Annotated in this window: 11 protein-coding genes; 5 read left to right on the forward strand and 6 right to left on the reverse strand. The window is 67.3% G+C overall.

What is annotated here, in order from left to right:
* Positions 1–16 precede the first annotated feature (16 nt).
* Positions 17–871 carry a TIGR02569 family protein gene (locus CSQ99_RS10115; RefSeq protein WP_006245881.1) on the forward strand — a complete coding sequence of 285 codons (855 nt, stop codon included), beginning with the start codon at positions 17–19 and terminating at the stop codon, positions 869–871.
* Between the two features lie 71 nt (positions 872–942).
* Here CSQ99_RS10115 and CSQ99_RS10120 read toward each other — a convergent pair whose 3' ends face one another.
* Both CSQ99_RS10120 and CSQ99_RS10125 read right to left on the reverse strand, forming a co-directional pair.
* Positions 943–1,239 carry an MGMT family protein gene (locus CSQ99_RS10120; protein ID WP_006245882.1) on the reverse strand — a complete coding sequence of 99 codons (297 nt, stop codon included), beginning with the start codon at positions 1,237–1,239 and terminating at the stop codon, positions 943–945.
* Entirely contained in the window at positions 1,236–2,000 is a 765-nt protein-coding gene (locus CSQ99_RS10125; RefSeq protein ID WP_099038912.1) for an alpha/beta fold hydrolase, read from the reverse strand. Before CSQ99_RS10125 ends, CSQ99_RS10120 begins: the two co-directional genes overlap by 4 nt.
* Positions 2,001–2,194: 194 nt before the next feature.
* Here CSQ99_RS10125 and CSQ99_RS10130 point away from each other — a divergent pair, with 194 nt between their 5' ends.
* Together CSQ99_RS10130 and CSQ99_RS10135 are read left to right on the forward strand one after the other, a co-directional pair.
* Positions 2,195–5,323 (forward strand): ATP-dependent helicase, encoded by a 3,129-nt coding sequence (locus CSQ99_RS10130; RefSeq protein WP_099038913.1) that lies wholly within the window; start codon positions 2,195–2,197, stop codon positions 5,321–5,323.
* A complete protein-coding gene (locus CSQ99_RS10135; RefSeq protein ID WP_099038914.1) occupies positions 5,320–8,577 on the forward strand; it encodes an ATP-dependent helicase in 3,258 nt (1,085 codons plus the stop codon). Before CSQ99_RS10130 ends, CSQ99_RS10135 begins: the two co-directional genes overlap by 4 nt.
* 49 nt (positions 8,578–8,626) lie before the next feature.
* On the opposite strand, the gene CSQ99_RS10140 is transcribed toward CSQ99_RS10135, so the two are convergent.
* The 4 genes from CSQ99_RS10140 to CSQ99_RS10155 form a co-directional block, all read right to left on the reverse strand.
* Entirely contained in the window at positions 8,627–9,040 is a 414-nt protein-coding gene (locus CSQ99_RS10140) for an RNA-guided endonuclease InsQ/TnpB family protein (RefSeq protein WP_099038915.1), read from the reverse strand.
* A 19-nt stretch (positions 9,041–9,059) separates the two neighbouring features.
* Positions 9,060–10,124 (reverse strand): IS110 family RNA-guided transposase, encoded by a 1,065-nt coding sequence (locus CSQ99_RS10145; protein WP_006240913.1) that lies wholly within the window; start codon positions 10,122–10,124, stop codon positions 9,060–9,062.
* Between the two features lie 82 nt (positions 10,125–10,206).
* A complete protein-coding gene (locus CSQ99_RS10150; RefSeq protein WP_099038916.1) occupies positions 10,207–11,370 on the reverse strand; it encodes an RNA-guided endonuclease TnpB family protein in 1,164 nt (387 codons plus the stop codon).
* Positions 11,371–11,544: 174 nt separating this feature from the next.
* Positions 11,545–11,976: a DoxX family protein gene (locus tag CSQ99_RS10155; protein WP_176560954.1), complete on the reverse strand. Its 432-nt coding sequence runs from the start codon at positions 11,974–11,976 to the stop codon at positions 11,545–11,547.
* Positions 11,977–12,021: 45 nt separating this feature from the next.
* Here CSQ99_RS10155 and CSQ99_RS10160 point away from each other — a divergent pair, with 45 nt between their 5' ends.
* Together CSQ99_RS10160 and nudC are read left to right on the forward strand one after the other, a co-directional pair.
* Entirely contained in the window at positions 12,022–13,116 is a 1,095-nt protein-coding gene (locus CSQ99_RS10160) for a potassium channel family protein (RefSeq protein WP_006245888.1), read from the forward strand.
* Positions 13,117–13,144: 28 nt separating this feature from the next.
* The gene (gene nudC / locus CSQ99_RS10165) at positions 13,145–14,074 is read left to right on the forward strand and encodes an NAD(+) diphosphatase (RefSeq protein WP_006245890.1); all 930 of its coding nucleotides are present in this window, start codon (positions 13,145–13,147) and stop codon (positions 14,072–14,074) included.
* Positions 14,075–14,140: the final 66 nt, after the last annotated feature.

The raw sequence follows: 14,140 nt of genomic DNA on the forward strand, positions 1-14,140 counted from the left end.
CCTTTACGCTGACGTAATGAGTGTCGAGCTGCCGCCTGATCATGTGCTGGCGGGGTTCGGATTGACCGGCGTCAAACCGGAACCGCTCGGCTTGAGCTGGGAGGGCGGCTGGCGCTGCGGCGAAGTCGTGCTGTCGATGGTCGCCGATCATGCGCGCGCGGCGTGGTCGGCGAAGGTGCGCGAGACGCTTTTCGTCGACGGTGTGCGGTTGGCCCGGCCGGTGCGGTCGACCGACGGCCGCTATGTGGTGGCGGGCTGGCGGGCCGACACCTTCGTCGCGGGCACCCCGGAGCCGCGTCATGACGAGGTGGTGTCGGCCGCCGTGCGACTGCATGAGGCGACGGCCAAACTCGAGCGTCCGCGGTTTTTGACCCAGCCGCCGGTTGCGCCGTGGTCCGATGTCGACGTGTTCATCGCGGCCGACCGGGCGGCGTGGGAGGAACGTCCGCTGCACTCGCTGCCGCAGGGGGCGCGGGTGTCTCCCGGCTCGGCGGACGGGCAGCGGTCCGTTGAGCTGATCGGTCAGCTCGCCTCCCTACGTAGGCCGACCAAGAGCCCGAGCCAGCTGGTGCACGGAGATCTCTACGGCACAGTGCTGTTCGCAGGTACGGCCGCCCCGGGTATCACCGACATCACGCCGTACTGGCGGCCTGCCTCGTGGGCGGCCGGGGTGGTCGTTGTTGATTCGTTGTCATGGGGTGAGGCCGACGACGGGCTCATCGAGCGATGGAACCCATTGCCGGAGTGGCCGCAGATGCTGTTGCGCGCGTTGATATTCCGACTCGCGGTGCACGCGCTACATCCACGGTCGACGGCTGCGGCCTTCCCGGGGCTGGCGCGCACGGCCGCGCTGGTGCGCCTGGTTCTCTAGCTCGCGGCGCCCAGCGCACGCCTGTTTACGCCCTCACTCGGCGTTCGTGTACGACCAACGTGCACTCGCGCTCAGAATGTGTGGCGCACGTCGCGCAGGGGGATGCGGCCGTCCTCGGCGAGCACGCCTTCGGCCCGCAACAACGCGAGCTGTCGCGTGGTCAGGTGCGGCGCCGGACGGCCCGACGCGCGAATGACCCGGTGCCACGGTAGATCCGACGAATCGGTGCGCATGATCCAGCCGACGATGCGGGGGCTGGAAAGGCTGGCGGCATCGGCGATGTCGCCGTATGTCGAGACGCGTCCCGGCGGAATGGAGGCGACGAGGGTACGTACTCTTTCGACCTGTTCGTCGGTGACGGCCGTCATCTACCGAGCGCCTTGCGGATCACCGCCGCCGTCTCGGCTGGCAGCGTTTGGGCGACCATGTGGTCAGAGTCGAAATCCATCAGTTCGAAGTCGCGTGCGGTCCCGACGGCGGCCAGCAGCTCATCGGTGACATACGGCGGGTCGGTCCTGGCAGCCCGGACCACTGTGGTGGGGATTGTGCTGGGCGGTAATGCGATTGGACGGGCCAGCTCGCTCCAGTAGGACATCATCGCAGGGATGCTGATTCGCCAACCGGCACGGCCGTTGGGTAGATCGACGAGGTGCTCGTCGAGTTCGCGGTCCAGTTCGCCGGCGTCCACGTCGCCCCATGAGCCATACGCCTTCTCGTCGCGCGCCTCGGCGCGGTCGGTGTAGTCCGGCGAGGCCAGCATGTCGTCGGCGACGTCGCGCATCCATCCGCCGTCCAGGCCAACGGCTGGGTCGAGCAACACCAGTGCGGACACCAGGTCCGGATGGGCCGCGGCGAGTTTCAAAGCCACTGCGCCGCCGAACGAATGCCCGACGACCACCGTGGGAGCATCGAGCAACGCCGCCAGCGCCGCGACATTGGCATCGATCGTCCACGGCGCAGCCCACGACGAACGTCCATGGCCGAGCAGGTCCGGTGCGGCGACCGCGAATTCGGTCAGGTGCCGGGTGGCCAGGGTCTGCCACCGCTGCCCGTGGCCGGTGAGCCCGTGGATGGCCAGCACCTGTATCGCACCTGGCGGCCCGTAGCGGTGGACGTGCAGATCGGTCATGACATCGATGGTATGGGCTGTGTGGGGGTCCTTGCGCCGGTGGGCGGTGGCCGGCAATGAATTGAGGCCCTTGTGGCGACACCGAGTTCCACGCCAGGATCGTGGCGCCGACGACGTCGACGATGTTCCCGCCGCCGCGGTGGGCAGGAGCGGGTCGCACTGACTTGTCGGACCCCCGTGGTGTCATTTCTCCCATGTCCGCACCGCACACCGATCTGACGCCGAAGGCGCTCACCGAACCTGGAATGCGTGGCGTGGTGCGAGTCCTCGGGGGTGCGGGCACGGGTAAGAGCACCCTGCTGATCCAAACCGCTGCCGCGCACATCGCCGCGGGGACCGATCCGGAATCGGTTCTGCTGCTGACGGGTTCGGCCCGGCTCGGTACGCAGGCGCGGGCCGCCATCACGTCGGCACTGCTCGAGTCGGGCACCCGCGCGGTTGTCCGCGAGCCGTTGGTCCGCACGGTGCACTCGTATGCATTCGCCGTGCTGCGTCTCGCCGCGCAGCGCAAGGGTGATCCGCCGCCGCGGTTGATCACCGGGGCCGAGCAGGACGGCATCATTCGCGAGCTTCTCGCCGGGGACCTCGAAGACGGTGACCGGTCCGCCGTGGCATGGCCTGCGCCGCTGCGACCCGCGCTGAGCACTGTGGGGTTCGCCACCGAACTGCGGGACCTGTTGGCACGGTGTGCCGAACGCGGTGTTGATCCTGTGGAGCTCCAACGCATCGGACGGCGTGCGGGCCGACCCGAGTGGCTGGCAGCCGGGCGGTTCGCCCAGGCCTACGAACAGATCATGCTGCTGCGTTCCGCGGTCGGAATGGCGGCGCCGCAGGCCACGGTGCCTGCGCTGGGCGCCGCCGAACTGGTCGGCGCTGCGTTGGAAGCGTTGGCAACAGACGGCGACCTGCTCGCGGCCGAACGCGCACGAATCAAATTGCTTCTGGTCGACGATGCCCAACATCTGGATCCACAAGCCGCCCGCCTTGTCCGTGTGTTGTCTGCCGGTGCAGGGCTCACGGTCCTCGCAGGGGACCTGAACCAGTCGGTATTCGGTTACCGCGGAGCCGATCCGGTGCTGTTGCGCGGCGACGAGCCGGTGCTTGTCCTTACCGAGTCACGCCGCTGCGCTCCCGCTGTTGCCCGCGCCATTACCGGAGTCGCTTCACGGCTGCCGGGTGCTGATGGGGCACGCCGGCTTGACGGCGCGGGCGTGCAGCGCGGCTCGGTCACGGTGCGCATCGCCGCTTCGCCACACGCAGAGTCCGCGTTGATCGCGGATGCGTTGCGTCGCGCACATCTGGTTGACGGCGTGCCGTGGTCTCAGATGGCGGTGATCGTGCGGTCGGTGCCGCGGCTGGGATCTGCCCTCGCGCACACCCTGGCCACCGCGGGCGTGCCCGTGGACCTGCCGACGCCAAGTGCGCCACTGGCCGAGAGGCCCGCAGTGCGGGCCCTGCTGGCGGTTCTCGAAGCTACAGCTGGCGAACTCGACGGTACGCAGGCGCTCTCACTGCTGACCGGGCCCATCGGCCGGGTCGACCCGGTGTCGCTGCGACAACTGCGGCGGGCGCTGCGACGCGCCGACGGCAACCAACCGCCCCGCGAGCTCGGCGACCTGCTGATCGACGCGCTGAGGCGAGAACCACGGGGGCTTTCACCCGATCAGGCGCGCCCGCTCAAGCGCGTCCGTGCCGTGCTGGCCGCCGCACGGCGCACCGCCGCCGACGGCGGCGATCCGCGATACACATTGTGGCAAGCGTGGCACCGGTCCGGCCTACAGCGGCGCTGGCTCGCGGCCTCCGAACGCGGCGGCAGCGCAGGTGCGCAGGCTGACCGTGACCTCGACGCGGTCACCGCGCTTTTCGATGTCGCCGAGCAGTATGCCAACCGCACCACAGGAGCGTCGCTGCGCGGTCTCCTCGATCACGTCGCCGCACTTGGCCTGCCCTCGGTCTCTCGCGATGACCATCCGTCCTCCGAGGCGGTGCGGGTGCTCAGCGCACACGCGGCGCTCGGCGGTGAATGGGAGTTCGTCGTGATAGCAGGCCTTCAGGAAGGTCTGTGGCCCAACGTGATTCCGCGTGGAGGTGTGCTCGGTACTCAGCGGCTGGTCGACCTGCTGGACGGCGTTGTCACTGAAAACGACAGGGGAGTGTCGACGCGGGCACCGCTGCTCGCCGAGGAGCGCAGGCTGCTCATCGCGGCGATGGGCCGCGCCCGCAGTCGGCTACTGGTGACCGCGGTCGACAGCGACTCCGGAGACGAGTCGATGTTGCCGTCATCGTTCTGCTACGAATTGACCTCGCTGGCCACCGACCCCGACCCTGAGCCCGCGGCTCCGGTGCGCGCGCCGCGGATGCTGGCTCCGACAGCCCTGGTCGGGCGTCTGCGTGCGGTGGTCTGCGCCCCGCGCGACGACGTCGAAGACAGCGTGCGTGCCTGCGCGGCAACGCAACTGGCGCGTTTGGCGCAGGGCGGGGTACCGGGTGCGGACCCCGGACAGTGGTATGCCTCGACGCCGCTGTCCACCGACGAACCGCTGTGGGGCGGTGACGACCATAACGTGACGCTGTCACCGTCGACGCTGCAGATGCTGACGGATTGCCCGCTGCGCTGGCTGCTCGAACGTCACGGCGGCAGCGACGCACGCGACGTGCGGTCGGCGATCGGCTCGCTGTTGCACGCCTTGGTCGCCGATCCGGGCAAGACCGAGAACCAGATGCTCAACGAGCTCGAAAAGGTCTGGGAGAAACTCCCGTTCGATGCCCAGTGGCATTCGGACAACGAGCTGGACCGGCACCGGACCATGTTGGCGACTTTCGCGGAGTGGCGCGCGCAGAGCCGCAACGAGCTCACCGAGGTGGGCACCGAGATCGAGGTCGCAGGTGAGGTCTGCCCCAGCGACGACGGCCCTGGGGTTCGCGTCCGCGGTCGCCTGGACCGGCTGGAACGCGACAGCGAAGGACGGTTGGTGGTTGTCGATGTCAAGACCGGTAAGAGCCCAGTCACCAAGGACGAAGCTCAGCGACATGCCCAGCTCGCCATGTACCAGTTGGCCATTGCCGAAGGGCTGATGCCGCAGGGAGAGGAACCCGGCGGCGGTCTGCTGGTGTACCTCGGCAAGACCAGCGGTGGCGGCGCCGTCGAACGCGAACAGGACGCGCTGACACCGGAGTTGCACGCGGCGTGGCGGGAGAAGGTGCAACGTGCGGCGGCGGCAACCCAGGGGCCGCAATTCGTCGCGCGGATCAACGACGGCTGCGCACACTGCCCCGTGCGCAGGATGTGCCCGGCACAGCTGCGTGCAGGAGGTCAGCAGTGAGCCCGCGCTACAGTCCCGACGAACTCGCATCGGCGCTCGGACTGTTCGCCCCCACCGACGAGCAGGCGGCCGTGATCGCCGCGCCGCCGGGGCCGATGGTCGTCATCGCCGGGGCCGGGGCGGGCAAGACGGAGACGATGGCCGCCCGAGTGGTCTGGTTGGTCGCCAACGGCTACGCCTCACCCGGCGAGGTGCTCGGCCTGACGTTCACCCGCAAAGCGGCCGGACAGCTGCTGCGCCGCGTCCGCACCAGGCTGGCCCGCCTCGCGGGGTCGGGCCTGGTTCCCGCCGGACCCGGAGTTCCCGACTTCACCGACGATCCCGCCACCGTCAGCACATACCACGCGTTCGCCGGCAACCTGTTGCGCGAATACGGTCTGCTGCTCCCGGTCGAACCCGATACTCGGCTGCTGAGCGAAACCGACCTGTGGCAGTTGGCTTTTCGGGTCGTATGCGAGCATCCACAGCACCTCGACACCGACAAGACCCCGGCGGCTGTGACCGCGATGGTGCTGCGACTGGCCGGGCAGCTGGCCGAACACCTCGTCGACACCGAGCAGTTGCGAGATACCCATGTCGAGCTCGAGCGGCTCGTGCATACCCTGCCCGCGGGCCCCTACCAACGGGATCGCGGTCCCAGTCAGTGGCTGCTCCGCATGTTGGCCACGCAGACGGAACGCACGCAGCTCGTCCCGCTCATCGATGCGCTGCACCGCAGCATGCGTGAGCAGAAGGCCATGGACTTCGGCATGCAGATGGCCTCTGCCGCGCGGTTGGCATCGGGCTTCCCGCAGGTCGGCGAGCAGCTGAGAAACCGGTATCGGGTCGTACTTCTTGACGAGTACCAGGACACCGGCCACGCCCAACGAGTCGCGCTGTCGGCACTCTTCGGCGGCGGGGTCGACGACGCGTTGGCCCTGACCGCCGTCGGTGATCCCATCCAGTCGATCTACGGCTGGCGCGGCGCATCGGCAACCAACCTGCCGCGGTTCACCACCGACTTTCCCCTCGCCGACGGTAGCCCCGCCCCGACGCTGGAGCTCCGCACCAGCTGGCGCAACCCGCCGGGCACGTTGCATCTGGCGAACGCGGTGTCCGCCGAGGCGCGGCGCCGCTCCGTGGCGGTGCGGGAGCTGCGGCCCAAGCCCGACGCGGCCCAGGGCACCGTCAGCTGCGCCCTGCTGACAGATGTGGTCTCCGAACGCAATTGGGTGGCAGACCACCTCGCGCGCATTTATCACCAGGCTCGCGGCGAGGGCGTCTCGGCACCGACGGCGGCGGTGCTCGTGCGCCGCAACGCCGATGCCGGCCCCATTGCCGATGCGCTCACCGCACGCGGCGTACCGGTCGAAATCGTGGGACTTGCCGGCCTGCTCGGTGTCCCCGAGGTAGCCGACGTGGTGGCGACGCTGCGAATGGTGGCCGACCCCACCGCAGGCGCCGCCGCCATGCGCGTGCTGACCGGACCGCGCTGGCGGCTGGGCGCGCGCGACGTCGCAGCGTTGTGGCGGCGCGCCGTCCAACTCGACGACTTCGGCAAGCCGGCCGACAGTGCGGCGGCGGATCGGGTCGTCGCGCAAGCCGCACTCGACGCCGACGCCGCATGCCTGACGGATGCCGTCGGCGATCCGGGCCCTCCGACGGCGTACTCCGCGACGGGGTACGCCCGCATCGTGGACCTGAGTCGCGAATTGATCGCGCTTCGTGGTCATCTCACGCACCCGCTGCCTGAACTGGTCGCCGAGGTGCGACGGGTACTCGGAGTGGACACCGAGGTCCGGGCCGCACGCCGGGTGTCGGCGGGCTGGTCGGGCACTGAGCATCTCGATGCGTTCGCCGATGTGGTGGCTGACTTCGCGAGCCGCCCCGCCGCGACGGTTTCCGGCCTGCTCGCCTACCTCGATGCGGCCGAGCAGGTGGAGAACGGCCTGGCACCTGCGGAAGTGTCCGTCGCCGACGACCGGGTTCAAATCCTTACTGTGCACGCCGCGAAGGGCCTGGAATGGCGGGTCGTCGCGGTGCCCCATCTCAGCGGCCGGGTGTTTCCATCGACCGCGTCCGCGCGGACATGGCTTACCGACCCCGGCGACCTGCCTCCGCTGCTGCGGGGTGATCGGGCGACGTTGTCAGAGCACGGTGTACCGGTCCTGGACACGTCGGATGTCAACGATCGAAAGACACTGTCGGACAAGATCGCTGACCACAAGGACAGTTTGGCGCTGCGCCGCGTCGACGAGGAACGACGGCTGTTGTACGTGGCGATCACCCGCGCAGAGGACACGTTGCTGCTGTCCGGTCACCACTGGGGAGCGTCCGAATCCAAGCCGCGCGGCCCGTCGACCTTCCTCGAGGAGCTCAAGGAGATCATCGAGCGCGCGGATGCTGCAGGCGAGCCCTGCGGTGTCGTCGAGCAGTGGGCTCCCGCCCCGGCAGACGGTGAGCCCAATCCGTTGCGCGACAGCGTAGCCGAAGCGCTCTGGCCCGTCGATCCGGCCGGCTCGCGCCGTGACGATGTGGGCCGAGGCGCCGCCCTGGTCGCCAACGCAATGTCGGGTGAGTCAGGTAGTGAACCCGTAGACGGCGAAGAGGGATGGGCATCCGACGTCGATGCGCTCCTGGCCGAACGCAACCGATCCGACGACCGGCCGGTCCCGCCACTGCCGGCGCAGCTGTCGGTCAGCACACTGGTGGAACTCGGCCGCGACCCCGATGCGGTAGCGCAACGACTGCGACGCCGCTTGCCAAGCCGACCTGACCCACATGCACTGCTGGGCACGGCTTTCCACGATTGGGTACAGCGCTTCTATCACGCTGATCGGCTGTTCGATCTCGACGATTTGCCCGGTGCCGTGGACCACGACGCCACGGTTACCGACGAACTCGCCGAACTGCAGGCCGCGTTCGCGGTGTCGTCATGGGCCGCGCGCACCCCGATCGACGTCGAGGTGCCTTTCGACATGGTGCTCGGCGGCCGAGTGGTGCGCGGGCGCATCGACGCGGTCTTCGGCGACGACGACGGCGGCGCTACCGTCGTCGACTGGAAGACAGGCGACCCACCCGGCACGCCGGAAGCCAAGCAGCACGCGGCCGTTCAGCTCGCCGTCTACCGGCTGGCGTGGGCGGCGCTGCAGGGAACCTCAGTCGAATCCGTTCGCGCGTCGTTTCACTACGTGCGCAGCGGGCTGACCGTCAGTCCCGACGATCTACCCGGCAGTGACGACCTGCTGGCGCTGCTGGGGACTACCGCGGCTTAAAGCGTGTCGAACTGAGTGTTCGGCACCGCCCTCCTCGGGCGTCGTCAGTTCAGGCCGCGGGTGCGGTGTGAACGTCGGTTCCCGCGTCTTTCGGGCTGGTTTCACCAACACGGGGGTGTTGGTCAGCGCCGTCCCGTCGGCGAGCATTGGTGGCCCGGCCCCCTGCTTGGGGGTCCGGGTATCGATGGGCGTCGTGGTGGGTGTCGCCCCAGCGGGCCAGATTCAGCGCGGCGTTGGTATCTCTGTCGGCGCTATATCCGCAAAAACAGGTGAAGACGCGATTGGCCAGCGTCATCTCGCTGTTGATCGTCCCGCATTGCGGGCATAGTCGGGTCGAGGGAAACCAGCGGTCGGCTTCGATGAGCAGCCCGCCGCGCCAGGCTTGCTTGTAACGCAGCATCCGGGCGAACTCTGACCAGCCCGCATCGGAAACGGCTCGAGCCAGCCGGTGATTGCGCAGCATGCCTGCCACGTTGAGGCTTCTATGTCAATGCGAGTGGTTGGCATCTGGCGATTTGGTGCTGCCAGGAGGCTTGGTCGGTGTGCATCGCTCGGTAGATCACATCGACGAGGTGGCGCTTGAGGATGCGTCTGGCGCCGCGGGCACCCTTCGTCGGTTCTTGGCGTGCGATGAGTTTTTGAGCCGCCGGGTTGAAGCGTGTCTGCACGATCGCCGCCGTGTAAAGGACGCTGTTGAGACGGCGGTTGCCGCCTCGATGAAGTCGGTGACGTTCGTTGTCTGATGAATAGACGGGAATCGGAGCGCACCCGGTGTAGCGGGCTAGTTTGGCTGAGCTCGAAAACCGTTCGATGTCACCGATTTCGGAGAGCAGCACCGCTGCGGAGTTGTGGCTGATCCCGGTTATTGCCAACAGGTTCGGCGTAAGGGGCGTGACGAGCTCTTTGATCCTGATGTCGAGATCGTGGATGCGGTTGTTGGCCTCGGCGAGCTCGCTGATCATCGTGACGATCACCTGTCGTACGTGGATGCCCACCTCTGCGGCTTCGAGCCGCGCGGTCAACGCCGCTACTACCTTGGCCCGCGCCAGGTCGCCGGGCGTGTGGTCAAGCCACAGATGCGATTGCGCCTTGAGCTGGTTGATCATCATGGTGCGGCGTTTGACGAGGTCAGCACGGTAGTCGGTGAGAACGCGGAGTTCGCGGACCCGCTCGTCGATGCGATGGCGGGTCAGATCCGGTGTCGCGATCGCGGCATGTGCGGCCGCGACGGCATCGATGGCATCTGACTTGGAGCCCGTGGCGGCGTGCAACTTACGATGCGCGGCGGTCAGCCGGCTAGGAACCCACACCACCTCTTGACCCGCAAGCAGCAGTCCATCGGCCAGCCGGCGGGCAAAGCCGTGACCGTCTTCGATGGCCCAGGTCACTGGGGTGGCGTCCGTGATCGCGCGAATCCAGGTGAGCACCGCGGTAATCAGCAGCCCATCGTTTTTCACGGTCAGCGGCTTGCCTATGCGATTACCGCGAGCATCGACAGCCACCGCAACATGGACGTGCTTGTGTGGGTCGATCCCTACTGTCACCATCGAAATGTCCCTCCGCTCATCCGGGTGACGGGACGATGGCGGGGGCTCTGCCCGGTGGACAGACCTATTGCGAGTTGAAGGCTCAGCAGGCTTCTATCAGGTCACACCGGTCAGGGCTCTTGCCTCGAGCCGCTGTGGACAAATCAACGGAAGGCCATTCACGGCACGTGTTTTCCGAGTCACCGAGCAGCTCACCGGGTCGGCTCCCGTCGAAACCGTCCGGTTCTAACACTGTGCACCAATAGAGGTTTTCGATGACGAGCCGGTCGTGGGTCTTGACCAACTCACTTGATACCTGGTGCAGGAAATGGCGGCGCACATTGGCGACACGATGATGATGCCGGCCCAACCGGGCGGCGGCATCCTTGCGGTTGCGTGATCCTTTCTTCTTGTGTGACAACGACTTAGCCAGCCGTCGTTGCTTGGACATTCCGGTGGCCAGCGCTTTGGGCGCGTGGCTGATACGGGCGAGTTCGGTACCGTCGGCGGTGGCGGCGACCAGAAACAACAACAGGCCACGGTCCACACCCACCGAACCGCCACCATCGCCAGGGCGAGTCGGGTGCTGGTGGTCGGGGTGCAGATCGGCGGCCTCGACGTTCAACGCGATCCACCAGCGGCCGCCGTGACAGGTGATAGTGGCGAACAGGATTTTCGCGCGGTTCTTGGCGAGCATGCGCCGCAGCCGGCGGGTGTCATCGTGCACCGCGATCGCTCCGATGCCCGGCAGTGTGACCGACCGGACCTTGTTGTTGTCGCCGACGCGGATGGCCGCACGCGCGCCTTTGGGGTGTTTGTTGCGCAGCCGAAACGACGGAATAGCCGTGGTTTTCTTCTTGAACCGGGGGAACCCGACCCGCTTGCTTTTGTGCTTGCCTAAGCGTGAATCCGACCACGCTTTCAGGCCCCTGCCCAGGTCGACAGCGGCTTCCTCGAACACCTGCTGACACACCTCGCGCCGCCACGACAAGCCGGTCACCACTATGTCGGCCACGCCGTCGACGTCGACAGTGAAGACCCGGCCCGCGTCGGCCGTTTTCTTCCACGCGTTGAACGCATTGATCAGATCAAACCCCGTCCATGGCACCTCGACGCCCGGATCGGTCGTGCGGTCGGTGAGCGCGGTTTTCACTATCTGTAGGCACTGGTTAAACGCGAACCGCGACGCTCCGGCATGCCGGGACAGCACCTCGTTCTGCTCGACGGCGGGGTCCAGGCAGTAGCAGAATGTGGTGTGACGGCTCATCAACTGCCAACCTCCCACAGCCCACCGACATTTACGTTTGGGTGTGTGGCCGCGGACGACCTATCCACTGACTGGAGCACCTGCAAGCGTGCGCGCGGCGGCTGGCCGTGCCGACCGCGCCGGTGGTGCGAATACCTCGACGCCACGCTGTCCTCAACCAAATCGTCTTACTACTCAAGAAGGCTCAACCGCAGCCGAATGCTCCACGCGGCTTGTCGAGCGATAGATCTTGAACGCCTCGGTGATCATCGGGATCTGCAGTGGCAGGCGGGCGATCGCCCCGATACGCATCGGGAGTGGCTTGTCTTTCCACAACCGGACCATGTTCACGTTGCCCGGAAACACGCCGACGAACAGGGCGATGGCCGCCAGCGCACCGAGGCGGCGCGTCTTGGGCGCCAGCAGCAGGCCGCCCACTCCCATTTCGGCCACGCCGGAGGCATAGGTGTAGAAGCGGGCGCTGCCGGGCAGCTCCTCCGGAATGATCGTGTCGAATGGCTTGGGGGCCACAAAGTGCAGGACGCCCATGCCGAGCAGGCCGGCGCCCATCAAGTGTGCACGCTTGGGATTGGCGATCTGCTGCAGTTCGGGTACGGGTGTGGTCATGGTTACATAATGGCGTGCGCCGACTTCCAGCGATGACTGGTCCTGATGGCTAAGGGAAGATTGCGGCGTCGGCTCCGCCGATTCGACCAGACCTTGGCCGATCAGCCGGTCCACGCGCTGACTGACACGGTGCAAATCCCGACCGAACAGGTCAGCCCGACACAGCGCATCATCCGGCGGGTCTTCTACGCCCTTGGTGCGCTGTTCGCCGCCGTTCTGATCGTCTACCTGGACCGGCACGGCTATCGCGACGTCGAAGCCACCCCGAACGCCAATGACCCGCTGTCGTTCCTGGACTGCCTGTACTACGCCACGGTGTCACTGTCGACCACCGGGTACGGCGACATCACCCCGGTGACCCCGTCCGCCCGGCTGGTCAACGTCCTGGTCATCACGCCGCTTCGGATCGCGTTTCTGATCGTGCTGATCGGGACGACGGTCGAAACGCTCACTACGCAGTCGCGGCAGGTCTACCAAATCCAGCGATGGAGGAACAAGGTGCGCAACCACATCGTCATCGTGGGCTACGGCACGAAGGGCAGGACCGCGGCCGCCGCGATGATCGGCGACGAAGTGGCACCGGCGGATATCGTCGTCGTCGACGAGGACCCGGTCGCCCTCGAACGCGCCAAGAGTGCTGGCCTCGTCACCGTGCGCGGCAGCGCGACCGACTCGGAGATTCTGCGGCTGGCCAGCGCCCAGCACGCCAAGGCGATCATCGTCGCGACCAACCGTGATGACGCCGCGGTCCTGGTCACCCTTACCGCCCGTGAGTTGGCGCCCAACGCCAAGATCATCGCCGCAGTGCGAGAAGCCGAGAACCAACACCTCCTCGAGCAGGCGGGCGCGGATTCGACCGTGGTCACCTCCGAGACTTCCGGCCGGCTGCTGGGCATAGCGGTACAGACCCCGAGCGTTGTCGAGATGATGGAAGACCTTCTCACCCCCGACGCCGGCTTCGCGATCGCCGAACGGGAAGTCACCCCCAAAGAGGTTGGCGGATCGCCGAGGCACAACACCGACATCGTGCTCGGCGTCGTCCGTGCCGGCAAGCTGGTGCGCGTCGATGACGAGCAGGTCGATGCGCTCGAAAACGGGGACCGGCTGCTGTACATCCGCAGCGCGGACGCCGAGCGGTGATGAGCGCTTGCGCGAAGAACAGACTGCGATGAGTGGAGGATTCCGGCTCCGCAACGTCCCGCTGCTGTCCCGCGTCGGCGCCGACCGGTCCGACACGCTGCGCACCGATGTCGATGCAGCGTTGGCTGGTTGGGCGGATGCGCGCGTGCTGCGCGTCGACCGTCGCAACCAGGTGCTGATCTCCGAGGGCAGCGTGGTGCTCGGAAAAGCCGCCGCCCTAGGTGCCAAGCCTCCGGAGAATGCGGTGTTCCTCGGACGGCTGGCCGACGGCACCCACGTATGGGGAATCCGCGCGGCGCTGGAGGGCCCCGAGGATCCGCACACCGAGACCGAGGTGCTCGACCTGCGCCGCGCCGGCCCGATCTTTGACGACGTCAGCGCCCAGCTGGTCGCGACCGCCACGGCGCTGCTGAATTGGCACGACAGCGCGCGGTTCAGTGCGATCGATGGCGCGCCGACCAAGCCGATCAAGGGTGGCTGGGCCAGGGTCAACGCGACCGCAGGTCACGAGGAGTTCCCCCGCATCGACCCGGCGGTGATCTGCCTCGTCCACGACGGCCATGACCGTGCAGTGCTCGCCCGGCAGACGGTGTGGCCGCAGCGGCTGTTCTCGCTGCTGGCCGGTTTCGTCGAGGCGGGGGAGTCGTTCGAAGCGTGTGTCGTCCGCGAGATCGCTGAGGAGATCGGGCTGCACGTCACCGATGTCGAATACCTGGGCAGTCAGCCGTGGCCGTTTCCGCGGTCGCTGATGGTCGGGTTCCACGCGATCGGTGACCCCGAACAGGAGTTCTCGTTCAACGACGGCGAGATCGCCGAGGCGGCGTGGTTCACCAAAGATGAGGTACGCGCTGCGCTGGCCGACGGCGACTGGAGCAGCGACTCGCCATCGAGGCTTCTGCTGCCCGGATCGATTTCGATCGCCCGCGAAATCATTGAATCCTGGGCCGCGCTGGATTAGCCGCCCACGCCGAATGATCTCGGGAAGCGACGATCTTGCCGCGCGTACCCGCATACGGTGGTGCAT

Origin of the sequence: Mycobacterium neglectum (assembly GCF_002591975.1) — a bacterium.
GTDB lineage: Bacteria > Actinomycetota > Actinomycetes > Mycobacteriales > Mycobacteriaceae > Mycobacterium > Mycobacterium neglectum.

Excerpts from the sequence above, each read along its gene's own strand:
- CSQ99_RS10115 (WP_006245881.1), top strand. The coding sequence starts at position 17 with ATGAGTGTCGAGCTGCCGCCTGATCATGTGCTGGCGGGGTTCGGATTG.
- CSQ99_RS10120 (WP_006245882.1), bottom strand. The coding sequence starts at position 1,239 with ATGACGGCCGTCACCGACGAACAGGTCGAAAGAGTACGTACCCTCGTC.
- CSQ99_RS10125 (WP_099038912.1), bottom strand. The coding sequence starts at position 2,000 with ATGACCGATCTGCACGTCCACCGCTACGGGCCGCCAGGTGCGATACAG.
- CSQ99_RS10130 (WP_099038913.1), top strand. The coding sequence starts at position 2,195 with ATGTCCGCACCGCACACCGATCTGACGCCGAAGGCGCTCACCGAACCT.
- CSQ99_RS10140 (WP_099038915.1), bottom strand. The coding sequence starts at position 9,040 with ATGCTGCGCAATCACCGGCTGGCTCGAGCCGTTTCCGATGCGGGCTGG.
- CSQ99_RS10145 (WP_006240913.1), bottom strand. The coding sequence starts at position 10,124 with ATGGTGACAGTAGGGATCGACCCACACAAGCACGTCCATGTTGCGGTG.
- CSQ99_RS10150 (WP_099038916.1), bottom strand. The coding sequence starts at position 11,370 with ATGAGCCGTCACACCACATTCTGCTACTGCCTGGACCCCGCCGTCGAG.
- CSQ99_RS10155 (WP_176560954.1), bottom strand. The coding sequence starts at position 11,976 with ATGACCACACCCGTACCCGAACTGCAGCAGATCGCCAATCCCAAGCGT.
- CSQ99_RS10160 (WP_006245888.1), top strand. The coding sequence starts at position 12,022 with ATGGCTAAGGGAAGATTGCGGCGTCGGCTCCGCCGATTCGACCAGACC.
- nudC (WP_006245890.1), top strand. The coding sequence starts at position 13,145 with ATGAGTGGAGGATTCCGGCTCCGCAACGTCCCGCTGCTGTCCCGCGTC.